General features: G+C 40.9%; 10 protein-coding genes. 5 read left to right on the top strand and 5 right to left on the bottom strand.

Annotated elements, in window-relative coordinates; genetic code table 11:
* The first annotated feature begins 114 nt into the window (after positions 1 to 114).
* Both sohB and L2672_RS14605 read left to right on the top strand, forming a co-directional pair.
* Positions 115 to 1,122, top strand: coding sequence for a protease SohB (gene sohB, locus L2672_RS14610; protein WP_248996580.1), 1,008 nt, complete (start codon positions 115 to 117; stop codon positions 1,120 to 1,122).
* Between the two features lie 21 nt (positions 1,123 to 1,143).
* Positions 1,144 to 2,178 (top strand): helix-turn-helix domain-containing protein, encoded by a 1,035-nt coding sequence (locus L2672_RS14605; protein ID WP_248996579.1) that lies wholly within the window; start codon positions 1,144 to 1,146, stop codon positions 2,176 to 2,178.
* 974 nt (positions 2,179 to 3,152) lie between these two features.
* Here L2672_RS14605 and L2672_RS14600 read toward each other — a convergent pair.
* The 4 genes from L2672_RS14600 to L2672_RS14585 all read right to left on the bottom strand — a co-directional run bounded on the left by L2672_RS14600 (position 3,153) and on the right by L2672_RS14585 (position 9,058).
* The gene (locus tag L2672_RS14600) at positions 3,153 to 4,340 is read right to left on the bottom strand and encodes an SO2930 family diheme c-type cytochrome (RefSeq protein ID WP_248996578.1); all 1,188 of its coding nucleotides are present in this window, start codon (positions 4,338 to 4,340) and stop codon (positions 3,153 to 3,155) included.
* A gap of 68 nt (positions 4,341 to 4,408) precedes the next feature.
* Positions 4,409 to 7,054, bottom strand: a complete 2,646-nt coding sequence (locus tag L2672_RS14595) for a parallel beta-helix domain-containing protein (RefSeq protein WP_248996577.1) — start codon at positions 7,052 to 7,054, stop codon at positions 4,409 to 4,411.
* Positions 7,055 to 7,247: 193 nt separating this feature from the next.
* Positions 7,248 to 8,315, bottom strand: coding sequence for a DUF3083 family protein (locus tag L2672_RS14590; RefSeq protein ID WP_248996576.1), 1,068 nt, complete (start codon positions 8,313 to 8,315; stop codon positions 7,248 to 7,250).
* Positions 8,316 to 8,479: 164 nt separating this feature from the next.
* The gene (locus tag L2672_RS14585; RefSeq protein WP_248996575.1) at positions 8,480 to 9,058 is read right to left on the bottom strand and encodes an arylesterase; all 579 of its coding nucleotides are present in this window, start codon (positions 9,056 to 9,058) and stop codon (positions 8,480 to 8,482) included.
* 40 nt (positions 9,059 to 9,098) lie between these two features.
* On the opposite strand from L2672_RS14585, the gene L2672_RS14580 reads away from it, so the two are divergent.
* From L2672_RS14580 to L2672_RS14570, 3 genes are all read left to right on the top strand, one after another.
* A complete protein-coding gene (locus tag L2672_RS14580; protein ID WP_248996574.1) occupies positions 9,099 to 9,863 on the top strand; it encodes an ABC transporter ATP-binding protein in 765 nt (254 codons plus the stop codon).
* Positions 9,863 to 12,352 (top strand): ABC transporter permease, encoded by a 2,490-nt coding sequence (locus L2672_RS14575; RefSeq protein ID WP_248996573.1) that lies wholly within the window; start codon positions 9,863 to 9,865, stop codon positions 12,350 to 12,352. Before L2672_RS14580 ends, L2672_RS14575 begins: the two co-directional genes overlap by 1 nt.
* A gap of 73 nt (positions 12,353 to 12,425) precedes the next feature.
* Positions 12,426 to 13,064 carry a class I SAM-dependent methyltransferase gene (locus L2672_RS14570; RefSeq protein ID WP_248996572.1) on the top strand — a complete coding sequence of 213 codons (639 nt, stop codon included), beginning with the start codon at positions 12,426 to 12,428 and terminating at the stop codon, positions 13,062 to 13,064.
* 96 nt (positions 13,065 to 13,160) lie between these two features.
* On the opposite strand, the gene L2672_RS14565 is transcribed toward L2672_RS14570, so the two are convergent.
* Positions 13,161 to 13,307, bottom strand: a complete 147-nt coding sequence (locus L2672_RS14565) for a hypothetical protein (protein ID WP_248996571.1) — start codon at positions 13,305 to 13,307, stop codon at positions 13,161 to 13,163.
* Between the last annotated feature and the right edge of the window lie 46 nt (positions 13,308 to 13,353).

Below are 13,353 nucleotides of genomic sequence, written 5' to 3'. Positions count from 1 at the left end.
CGTTACAACTTCGAGTCTTAACTGTTCAAAAACCCAGCGATAGCTGGGTTTTTTGTTGTATGTTTCAGCCTAGATATTGGTAAACTAGCTTATTATTTTTTTATGGAGTTTATTTTGGATTTTTTAATAGAATACGGCATGTTTCTCGCTAAGGCGGTAACAATCGTGGTGGCGGTTGTTGCGGTGATAATTGTTATTGTTGCCAGTGGTATGAAAAATAAAACCGACAAAGGTGAGTTAAAGCTCACTGACTTAACTGATGAGTTAAAACAGTTAAAGCATGATCTAAAGCAAGAGCTGCTATCTAAAAAACAATGGAAAGCTTACGAAAAACAGTTAAAAGCGGATGAGAAAGCGCAAGAGAAACAAGAAAGCACTCTAAGTAAAGTGTATGTTTTAGATTTCAAAGGCAGTATTGATGCTAATGAAGTCGCTTCATTAAGAGAAGAAATTACCGCAATTTTAACCATCGCCGAAGAGGGCGACCAAGTATTAGTGAATGTTGAAAGTGGTGGCGGCATGGTTCACGGTTATGGCTTAGCTTCCAGCCAGTTAGACCGTTTACGTCAGGCTAATATTCCATTTACTGTTTGCATTGATAAAGTGGCTGCCAGCGGTGGTTATATGATGGCTTGTGTGGCGAATAAAATTGTTGCTGCACCTTTTGCTATTGTTGGTTCAATTGGGGTTGTAGCTCAGTTGCCTAACTTTAGTAAATTACTTAAAAAACATGATATTGAATATGAACAACATACTGCTGGTGATTTCAAACGTACCTTAACTGTATTTGGTGAGAACACTGATGAAGGACGTAAAAAGTTTCAAGAGGAACTTGAAGAAACTCACGTGCTTTTCAAACAATTTGTTAGCCAATATCGCCCAGAGTTAGAAATTGCCAAAGTCGCAACCGGTGAGCATTGGTATGGTCAGCAAGCGAAAGAATTAGGCTTAGTAGATGAAATATCTACCAGTGACGATGTTGTTTTAAATTTAGTCAAAGATCATCAAGTGTTTAAGTTGAAATATCAAACTAAAAAGAAACTTGCAGATAAAATCGCTCATGGAGCCTCTTTGTCAGTGACCAGTATGTTAAATAAGCTGGCAGAACGCCGCGCAGTTTAATTTTACGGAACATACACTTATATGCTGAAGCAGGGTGGTTATAATGCAAACTTAATGGTAGGTGACCAATGTTATCCTGCCTTTGAGTTGCGTAATCTATTACTTTTTATCCAACAGGAGTTGGGTAATGAGCTTGCGCAAACCATTTGTGAGCAAATAGGCGTAGGAATGACAGAGCTTGCAGCAACTCAGTTTGTGTATGTTTGGCAGGTTGACTTTGCGTTAGAAGCGCTAAGGCAAAATAGCTCTCAAGAAATGGGGGCAAAGTTAGGCGCTAGCTATCAAGTTGACAGTTTAGACGTACTGTTACCCTATCTAAACCAATTTGATTCGCTGGGTGATTGTCTTCAATTTGTGATTAAAAACCCTGAATTAGTGGGCAGTTTTACTGACAGCTTAGTCAGGGTTGAAGATGACATTTTATGGGTAAGATGGCTGAATACCGGCAAATCGTCTACAGATAAATATTCATTCCAGTTCCAACATAGTATTAGCTCGCTGGTTGGGTTAGCGAGGCAACTAGTTGATGAACATCTTGTTATTGACGAAATTCGTTTTGCTGAGCCTGCTGCTGAAAACACCGATAACCAAAATACCTTTTTAGCCGAATTTACCGGTGCGAAGGTAATGTATGGCAAGCCTTATTTTGAGTGGGGAATAAAGCGTCAATGGTTGTCATTGCCCATAACTTACCAATTTACAGCAGTTGATACTCAATTAAATACCGCCCGAACACCTTCGTTAATTGAAACAGTATTACTGAAAATTCGTCAACACTCACCTAACGTTCCCACGCTACAAGCGATGGCCGCTCAGTTGCATATGAGTGATAGAAGTTTAAGACGCAAACTTGCAGCAGCAGGAAGTAGCTATCAAAAGCTGGTTGACCAAGTGCGTTGTCAAATGGCAATTAAAATGATTCTTGCCGATAATATGCATGTTGAAGACATTGCAGATATATTGGGTTACAGCGATGTCAGTCACTTTAGACAAAGTTTTAAACATTGGTTAGGCCACCCTCCAGGACACTTCTTACGTCTTAATCAAGGTGAATAGTATTAAGCCATATTTGTGGCGCCGGTATTTATCACTTTTATAAGTATCGGAGTACATTAAAGTTCGAAACTCACTTTTGGACATTTTTGAGTTAAATTATCGAATCGATTACCAGTAGCTTAGATGAAAAAAGTATCTCAACTGGTTAAATTAACTCTGACCCCATATCCCACGGGTACTCACTTTATTAATTCATTTATCTTTGCTCAGGCACAGGAGACCATAGCTTCAATTTAACCAATTGCCTGCCGCAGGCTATCGTGCAGATAATCCAGCGAGACGCCGCAAGCACTTCCCTGTGGGCTTAGCCAAAACATCCATGTTTTGGATACTCGCTGGCTCATCTGCACCTTGATTATTGTCTCTTCGATTTGACCTTGTTTTTGACTACCAATCTAAAAATCAAAAGCATGAAGTTTATATATTGATGACTTAATTTGAATTGAGGGCATCGAGAAAAGGTCGTGAGCTTGGCTTGGATGCCAAGCTAGCTTCCGTTAGGCTAGGGTCACTCCTTGGCATCCCTGCCAGCGTGACATTTGTAAATCCATATACTTCAGACGCCTATCGGAAGCGTTAGAGCTTTCGACAATGGCCGAATACGGATAAAGATGAGGTTAAAAGCTGGATCAATCCCCATCGAAAATTATGCGCTTTCCAGCATTTTTCGTCTGGGGCGGCAGGGCCCATTTCTTTAATAAAGAGTATAGAGGGTATTGCTGTTGATACCCTTTTGGCCGGTGCAGGATGGAATCCTGCGATGTAAATCCAAACGGAGTTTGGAAAACTTGTATTCTATTTAGTACGAGTGAAGCGCCACGACGTTAGTAGCCATAGGCCATATTCCAAACTCATTTTGCGGCAAAAGCTTCTCAGAGCAAAAGCAAACTACGGCTAAGAGTATCGAAAAGTTTTCAACGTTAATGTTCAACTACAGTAAGCTTGTTAGCGGTGGGTTGCATGCCCACCGCATCTTACTGGCAGTTTCCAATGCTTGGCGCTAAAGAGTCTATCCATCGTTTAACTAAATCCGTACCTTCATGATGAACAATTTCGCGGCCTATGGGTGGCATTCTATCTTTCGCGGCAGATAATATTTGCCGGTTATGAACAATCGACTTCTCGCCATTACCAGGCACAATATCGTAGGCTAATCCATCAGGGCCACCATCCCAACCCGGTGGCTGTTTGCAAATTCCATATTCAAATGTGGTATGGGATACATCAAAACCTAACCTTAAACCAGAAATACTCGCAAACCCATGCGGGTTATGGCAGTGGGCGCAATTAATGTCTAAGTATCCTTTGGCTCGGCTGGTTAAGTCTGCTGACTCATCGTCGATTGGAAATGATTGTGGTGCTTGGGTTAAATCTACATTGTTAAGCCAGCCATTATTTTGCCACAGCGTTAACTGATTAATGCTTGAATGCTGTGTGGTGCTAACTTGCCGATTTAGCACATGTGCCTTTAAGCCAATTGGCTTGATGACGCTAGTGTGTTCAGTTGTGACTTGATGACAGACCTTACACTCCGCTTTGCTAGGAATATGGTAATCAAAAGTAAGTTGTTCACCCTGATTATTAAGGGTATGGCTAATATTTGCACCTGCTATAACCAAGTTCGCTTGTTGGTCTTGCCATTGATAAGTTAATGCTGTCCAGCCTGTTTCACGATGAATTAATAACCGTGTTTCTATCAATACCTCGTTGCCTTTACCGCTGACTTGAGTGTCATAAGGTAACGCAAAGGTTTTTACTAAAACACTACCAACAGGTGGCTCCATACGTTCGGTAGCAGAGAAGTTAAATGTGCTATTTTCTGGAATGAAAATAAAACGATACTTGCTGGCATAGTTTGAGAAAAGTTCAGTTGATAATTGATATAACTGTCCCGGAGCTCTGGGGTCACTTGTAGGGTTAGATGGCTCAATAAATAAACTGTAATCGTGTAAATTTTGACAATCTTTACTCATCAATGCTTGCCAATTAACCGTTGTTGACTGTGCTTGGCATACATCTGTTGTTTCAGCAGGTGGGGTTTCAGGTAAGGGTTCTGCAAGTTTAGGTGGTTCAGCATCCTCAGAGCCTCCGCAACCTGTTACAGATAATGTAATACATAGCAATGCTAAATAGCTGTTTATTTTAAAGGGGTTGATGATCATACTTGGCTCCACATAAAAAGCCGGGTTGCCCCGGCTTATAACGTTGTCATTAGACTGAAACTACTCGACTAAGAACAGCTAGCTGCGGGGAGTCGCTTAATCCATTCGCTGATTAAGGCAACGCCTTCAGCATGAGATAAGCTGCGGCCAATTTCAGGCATACGATCACCAGGGTTGTTGCTTTCCATACGGAAGTGAAGAATAGACTCTGCTGGTTTACCCGGCACGATGTCATAACCTAAACTTCCGCCACCATAGGCAACTGGTGATTTACAGGTACCGTGTGAGAACCCAGCATCTTCAGAATAGGCACGCCAGTACTCAAGTTTTAACCCAGTATTAGAAGCATTTCCTTCAGGGCGATGACAATGCGCACAGTTGATATCTAAATAACCTTTTGCTGCGTTCATTAACTCAGTGTCTGACATTTGAGCTATCGTGGCCTCATCACCGTCTTGGTACTCAGGTACTTGGTCAACCTCTGTTAAAGCAGGAGTGCCTTGTAAAATCCCTGCAGCTTGCCATTTAGTTAGCTGGTTCATCGTGCCATCAGCATAGGTATAATCACGGTTCAGATTACGTGCTTTAGGACCAATAGGGACAAACACGGCATTACTGTCTTCGTCAGCTTTAAACTGATGACACTGTTTACATTGATTCATACTTGGCACAACGTAGTCAAAGTCGAGTTCTTCTCCTTTATGAATAACTTGCTTGCCCTGAATCGCACCTGCTTTGGCAATAACTGCATCAGATTTATCCGCTTTCCATACATAAGGAAGCGCAGTCCAGCCTGTTTCGCGATGAATTAATAGCCTTGTTTCAATTAAGTCTTCGTTTTCAAAACCCCGATTATTGGTATTTGCAGGTAAAGCAAAAGACTTGGTGATAACACTGCCCACAGGGAAGTCGAATGATTCATTAGCTGAATACTGGGCTGCAGTGCCTTCAGGAACATGAACAAAACGATACTTACTGGCGTGATCAGTAAATAATGGCGTATTTAAATCATAAGGTATGCCATCATCGTTAGCATTTTGGGTAGGGTTGGTTTTATCTGCAAATAGATTATAGTCAGATAAATTTGGACAATTAGCTTTTAATAAGGCATCCCAATTAACCTTATTGCCTTCAGCGGTACATAAGCTTAGGTCGCCATCGCCAACAAGCCCACCTTCGCCTTCACCAATTGAACCGCCACCACCTATTAAGGTGCCGCCGTCACAACCTTCGGTTTCATCATCAACACCACAGCCAAAAATTTCATCACCAAATGTTACCGTGTGAACGGGTAAACTCACTTGCGAACAAGCCAGTAAGTCGGTTTGCGGTTGTTGATATAATGCATCAGGAATACTCATATCAGTATTATTATTAGCAAATAAACGACCAATACTGACATCGCCATTATTTTGCATACACACATTATCGCTGCCATCATCAGCAAAAGGCAGTTCTTGCAATCCTAGGTAAGCTGCGGTGCCGTTATTAGATAACATTTCACCTAAACCATCGTATAAAATGCCGGGCATTTTGCCGTGGGTTAATGCATAGGCTTTAATAATATCTTGAATTAAGTAACCTTTTGGCTGCATACCATAATCACTGATCACATTATCGTGAACGTGAATATTACGTGGAGTAGGGCGCCAGCCGTCACTGATAGCTTGACCTGGTTGGCCATAGTTGCCAACAAAAGTACTGATATCAGGTTCAGCGATAAAGAAACTTGAAATCGTTAAGCCCACAGTGTCGTGGTTGGTGATTTCATTGTTGAAAATTTCAACGTCATCCGTTGATAACACAATAACACCTGTACCCGGTGGCACAATATGAACCCCAGCAGGGTTAGAAGAGGCATTAGCAAAGTTTTCAGTATTATTATCATATACTTTGTTATTGAAAATTCTAACGCTAGAACCGTATCTATGGTTATTAATCGGTAAGTCGAATACTAAAATACCGCCGGTATTGCCTACGGCTTCGTTATCATAAACATCGGCATATTTTGAGTTTTCAATCTCAATACCAGCAACGTTTTCTTTAGCGATATTACGACGAACAACAATGTATTCAGATTGACCGACATAAATACCTGCATCGGCACTGCCTCGAACGTAAGTATCTTCAATAAGAATGTTTTCACATTCAACAGGGTATAAACCGTAAGCGCCATTATCTTTATCTAGCTCACCTTCCCAAATTGTCGCTAAGCGACGCAAAATAATGCCGTTAGTATTTTTAAGCTTAATACCGTTATTTTTTGCTTCATTGACCGACAAGTCTTGAATAATAATATTGACGGCATTTTGAACAAAAATACCATCGCCAGAATTCGCTTCAGAAAAATCTAAAACTGTCTCATCTTGGCCATAGCCCATAATGGTGACATTTTTTGCAAAGCTGCCGTCGCCATCTACATCGCCATCAAACAGTAAGGTAGACTCAATTTTAAAGTTACCTTTAGGCAGCACAATAACATCACCAGATTGAGCATTAATCAGTGCTTCTTGAATACTAATAGTGAGGTTGTCGCCTGCTTCGACCATAATAGCCCCTTCAGGGAACGTTGGACCGGTTTCGGCGGGGGGTTGAACGGTAGGGGGAACTTCTGTAACGGTATTGTCATCGTCTGAGCCACATGCTGTCAGCCCCAAACTGACGGCAGTTGCCACTAACGTTGGCATAAGCCAAGGCATTTTCTTGTTGAACATAGCATCTCCTGCTTTTTATTATAAATTGGTTCTATGACCACTACGGTTATCCGTACGCTATTCAAGATGCCTTGTTTTGAGATTGTTAATCAATGTGAAATCTGGCCACATTTATTTAACATTGTGATTGGGGGATACAAAATAAAAAACGGCAGCGAGTGCTACCGTTTTTAAGGTGATTAAACTGTTAGTATTACACTTTGTAACTTAAGTGCTGGTGGAAGCGAACAATTAAGTCAATGTGCTCTTTATCAATATCAAATTGGCTAGTAAAGCTTTTTATTGCTTCTTCAATTTGATTCATAAAGCGGCCAAACCCTTCATCGTTTGCATCATTTTTACCTGCAACAATAACAAATCTGATGGCTTCGGCTAATTTATCATCCTGCCAATGTAAAATAGGCTCTGGTGCATCAACATTAGGATCAAAGCCCACCATTTGAAATTCAGCCGTACTATTTAATTGCTCAAATTTACTGTTGCGCACAAGCGGAACCTTGCCGTTGGCAACCATGGCTACCCTAAATAATTGACGCTCTTTAGTGGCTGCAATAAATTTATCGGCGACGTGCTGATAGCTGGGAGCAAAATTGGTGGTATTTTCAGCCAGCAGTTGTTTTTTGATTCTGCGACCAATAGGTAAGCTCACGGTGACATAGTTTAGTGCGCTAACGTCTTCGGGTAAGTTACATTCACGGCGCTTATAACGATTGTCTACCGCACGTAACTTATAACCATAGGTTTCTTTAATCCCTTTGTGCTTAGCAAAAAAGTCGTAAGAAATATGTTGATGATCGCGAACTTTAACCGCTAAATCATTTAACGGTAGTAATGTTTTAATTTCAGCAATAAATTTTTGCACGTTTGCATGGAAAGTTGCCGAATTACTGCGAAGCTCAGTCCCCGTTGCTAAGAAAACAATTTTAATTTTCTTCGCTCTGTAGCCTGCAATAGAATGTAAGCGGTTTGCTTCATGATGTGCTGGGTTATAGAAAAACCTCAATTGCTCTTCAGTAGATAAACAGTAGGCTTCACTGTGGTATCTCACCATCGGCAGCTTATCTGTTGCGATAACATGAACATTAAACAATTCATATTTTTCAGCAACTTGATAGATAACCTTGCTTGATTCAAGGTAGCAAGATTCAAGATCTGCATAGTTAGCTAAATAAGCATCCGTTAATGGAAATCCCACACTGATGTATTGGTTTTTTCGGGTTGCGGTAGGTAAGTACACTTTCTTTTGACGACTGACGGACATAATTTTTCCTTTTAGTCTTGCTTAAAGTCTAGGTTTTATTTTTTATCGCTATAGCTTATGTTTCGTAAAGGTATTGAACAAATCCATTTGTTCACATTCTAACGGCTAAACCTTAAAATTAAATGACTTTTTTACGTCGTTTAGATGAATAAAATTAACCTAAATCACTTTTTTACAGCATTAATGATCCATGGCTTCATCCACTGCGTAATTTTAGCTTGAGCGTCAACATTCGGGTGTATGCCATCTCGTTGCATTAAATCGGCATTTGGAGCAATTTCTTGCATAAAAAATGGAATTAAAGGGACGTCAAAATCATCAGCCAATTGATGATAAACCTCGGTAAACATTTTGGCATAACGTGGACCATAATTAGGCGGCACCATAATTTCAGTGAGCAGTACTTTCGCGCCAGCTTGTTGAGATAGCTCAATGATTTTTGTAAGATTTGATTTCAATTGATTAGGTGGAAAACCTCGTAGTCCGTCGTTGCCGCCCAGCTCAACGACTACTAAGTCAAATTGGCTAGACTCCAGTAAACTAGGGAGTCTACGTAATCCGCCTGCGGTGGTTTCACCACTGACAGAGCCATTAATAATATTATGCTCAGGAAGCTCATTGCGAAGCAATTGTACCCAACCTTGTTGTTCTTCCATGCCATAACCCGCACTTAAGCTATCACCTAATATCAAAATCGTGGCAGCATAGGCGGAAGAATTAATTGAAAACAAAATAATTAGCATGGTCAAACAACGTTTTATCGCTAATGTTAAGAAGGATCCTATGTCGAATAATTTTGCCCAAGAATCTAGTGCTATCAAAGTAACTAACCTCATAAAAAAAGTGGTAACCCAAGAAGGTGAACTCACTATCCTCAAGGGCATTAACATGGATGTCAAGCAAGGAGACAGTGTTGCCATATTAGGACCTTCAGGTTCAGGAAAGTCAACTCTACTTGGTTTATTGGCTGCGTTAGATACCCCGACATCTGGCGAAATATTATTAGATGGCGCCTCGCTTTCTGGTTTAAATGAAGAGCAAAAAGCCGCCTTAAGAAAACAAAAAGTCAGCTTTATTTTTCAATCGTTTATGTTGGTCGATACTTTAACGGCACTTGAAAACGTTATGTTACCCGCAGAGTTAGCAGGTGTTAATGGTGCTAAAGAAAAAGCGGAAAGTATGCTTAAAAGAGTTGGCTTAGGGCACAGGCTGACTCATTTACCTAAACAACTCTCTGGCGGTGAACAACAACGTGTGGCCATTGCTAGAGCCTTTATATGTGAGCCCAAAGTGTTATTTGCTGATGAGCCAACGGGTAACCTAGACAGTGTTAACGGTGACAAAATTGCCGATATGCTGTTCGAATTAAATCAAGAGAGTGACACCACCCTGGTATTAGTAACCCACGATTTGCAATTGGCAAAACGGTGTAAGCGCCAATTTATTATGGACAGCGGTGTATTAACTGAAGCAAATAAGGCTAACACTGAAACTGAAGCTAACGCTGAAAACTCTGACAACACCGCAGCAACTGTGGAGGTATGTTAATGGAGTGGCAATTAGCTTGGCGGCTTTTTAAACGAGAGTTAGCTCAGGGACAGTTAATGCTGATTGTATTGGCCATTACCTTAGCGGTGTTGTCAGTCAGTGGTCTTGCTCGAGTAAGTGAACGCTTACAAGTGGCCATTAATGGTGAGGCCGCTAATTTTATTGCCGCAGATCGAATTATTAATTCTCCTGAGAAGCTCAACCCAGAAGTATTAGCAATTGCTGATCAGCTATCACTTAAACATGTGACTAACATGGAATTTAATTCCATGGTGTATGCCGGTGATAAATTTCAATTAGTGACCATTAAAGCTGTGGGTGACGGTTATCCACTTAAAGGCCAAGTTGAATTGGCTAATGCCGATAAAGTAAGTACTCAATTACCTGTTAGCGGCCATGCATGGTACGAAAACCGTTTAGGTGGCTTGCTAGGGTTTCCTGACAGCATTGAGCTTGGCAATATTGAGTTAAGCCTAAGTGCTGAAATTAGCCGTTTACCCGACGGTGGTTTTAATCCTTTTGCATCGGCACCGGTATTATTAATGCGCCTAGATGATGTGGCAGCCACTGGCATTATTCAACCGGGTAGCCGTGTTAGTTATGTTTATCAATTTGTGGGTGAAGCCGATGCACTGAAACAATTTGAGCAACAAGCTAAACCATTATTGAATAACAGTCAGCGTTGGATAGATGTGCAAACTGGCGACTCGCCAATTGCCTCAGCGGTAAAACGGGCTGAGCGTTTCTTACTGTTGGCCAGCTTATTAGGCATTGCCTTGGCTTGTGCTGCAATTGGTATTGCGGCTCAACGTTATTGTCAACGTCATTATGATGTTGTGGCTATGTTGAAAACCTTTGGTGCTTCAGCAAAACAAATTCGGTTATTATTTGGCTTACATCTTTTATTGGTGACTTTTTTAGGTATAGGCCTAGGTTTGTTGGGTGGGGTGCTGTTAGATTTAGCCATTACTCAATACTTGCCAGCTGAAATTGCCGCTTATTCACCACCTTATTTACGACCTATTTTACTGGGGTTAAGTACGGGTTTAATCAGTGCATTTATGTTTTCAGCCTATCCGTTAATGCGTCTGTTGGCTATTCCGCCATTAAGAGTTTTGCAGCGTCAACTAGAAGGCTTGCAACTGGGCATGTGGTTACACTTGTTATTAAGCTTAGGTGCTATGGCCTTGTTAGGCTATTTATACTCTCGAAGTATAGAGCTAACCATGACCGTGGTGTTAACAGTTCTGTTGCTAGGCCTTTTATTAAGTATTTTAGGTTTTGTGATGATTCGAATGGGTCATAGTGTGGGCATGAAAACCACCAACCCATTTCAATTAGCATTAGCAGGACTGCGTAGAAGAGCCAGACAAAATGCCGTGCAATTGGTCGGCTTTAGTAGTGCCTTGGTATTGTTATTAACGATTTTAGCTTTACGACAAGATCTTTTAAATGAATGGCAAAAGCAATTGCCTGAAAATGCCCCAAATTACTTTTTAGTCAACATTGCCCCTGAAGACACTCAACCTTTACAAGCATTTTTAGATGAACATCACATTCAAGCTACTGATATTTACCCGGTTATCCGTGGACGACTTACTCACATTAACGATGAAGAGTTAATTTCAGGAAGAGAAAAACGTGACGGTGTAGAAGGACGAGTGGGAATATCTAGAGAGTTGAACTTAACTTATCGAGACTCATTACCCCCTCATAATCCAATTGTTGAAGGCACATTTAATCAGGCCGATGATGAAGTTTCTGTTGAGTCTGGCGTGGCTGAAAGGTTAGATCTTAAATTAAACGACACCATGACGTTTAATATCGATAACCAATCATTTACGGTGAAAGTTACCAGTTTTAGAAAGGTGCAATGGGAAACACTGCAGCCTAATTTCTTTATGATATTCAGGCCCGCAGCGTTAGCGCCATTTTCTTATACCTCAATGGCGAGTTTTCATTTAAATGATGAAGACATGAAAGCCAGAGGCAGTGACTTAACCGCTAATGCTGCCGTATTACAGCTTATTCAGCAATTTCCCACTATTTCGGTAATTGATGTTGGCGCAATGGTGGCACAGCTTAGGCAGATTATCGACCAAGTATCTTTGTCATTAACACTGGTTTTAGCGCTAGTTTTATTAGCTAGTGCACTCGTATTAATTGCGCAAACAGAGGCGGGCATGGCAACACGCCAACGTGAATTAGCGGTATTACGCACTTTTGGGGCATCGGGCTGGTTATTGCGTGCAGCAACTGGGCTAGAGTTTGCGTTATTAGGCGCAATAGCCGGTTTGCTGGCGGTTATCGTGGCAGAGTTTGCTTTGTATATGCTTAAAACCCAAGTGTTTGAGCTGGTGGTTTACATGCATTGGCCTTGGTGGGCTATAGCGCCATTTTCAGGTGCTGTGGTGGTGTCAATACTGGGTATGTGGCGTTGTCGACAACTACTGAATCAGTCATGCAGTGATTTGCTAAAAGCAGGTTAATAACTGATTTAGCATACGAATAAGGCAAGTTAACACTTGCCTTATTTTGGTCAATATTTGTCGGAGTTTTTATATGGATAATGTGGCTGTGTCTGTTAGTACCTTTAATAAAATGGCAAAGCAATATCAAGATAAATACATGCAGTATCCGCCATATGAACAAACCTATGATGTATTTTGTCAGTTACTACACAAGCCACAAGCTGAGGTATTAGAGCTTGGATGTGGCCCGGGAAATATCACTCGCTATTTACTCAATAAATTACCTGAGCTAGTGATTACCGCTACCGATCTTGCTCCCAATATGGTTACCTTGGCTAAAGCAAACAATCCACAAGCCCGTGTATTACAACTGGATTGTCGTGATGTGATAAACGTTGCCGGTAGGTTTGATGCGGTAATATGCGGATTTTGCATTCCTTATATTAGCCAATATGAGGTGGTGCAGTTACTGGATAATATCACTAAAAAACTGCATCTAGGGGGCCTGCTTTATTTAAGTTTTATGGACGATGACGAAGCAGAGTCGGGATTTCAAACTTCTAAAAATGGGGATCAAGTGTATATCTACTATCACCCGTTGGTCTTTATTGAAGAACAACTTGTTAAACACGGTTTCAGTTTGTTACACACTATCACTAAAAACTATATGGCTGTCGAACATAAGACGACAACTGATGCGTTTATTATTGCTAAGCTATCAAGCCGTTAATTCAGTTTGGCTTAATTGATGGGGCAGGTTGTGATAAACATTATGAAAACTGCTTTATGAGTACAAAACGGTATAACATGCCGGAAGTTTAAATTACTACTTGCCAAACTCAGCCGCAATGATTAATTCTCCACCTTCATATTCTTCAAAATCACTTAAAAATACCGTCATTGGCACATCATTGCATAATACACCTTGGCTCAACCATACTCGTTGAATTGAACGACGCTTTATGAAGTGCATTGCAATAAAAAAAGCCACCGATAAGGTGGCTGTTTACAATGAGAAT

Source organism: Shewanella gaetbuli (assembly GCF_023284065.1).
GTDB classification, from domain to species: Bacteria; Pseudomonadota; Gammaproteobacteria; order Enterobacterales; family Shewanellaceae; genus Shewanella; species Shewanella gaetbuli.
Note: the sequence above shows the minus strand (reverse complement) of the source record. Positions and strands in the feature narration are given on the sequence as shown.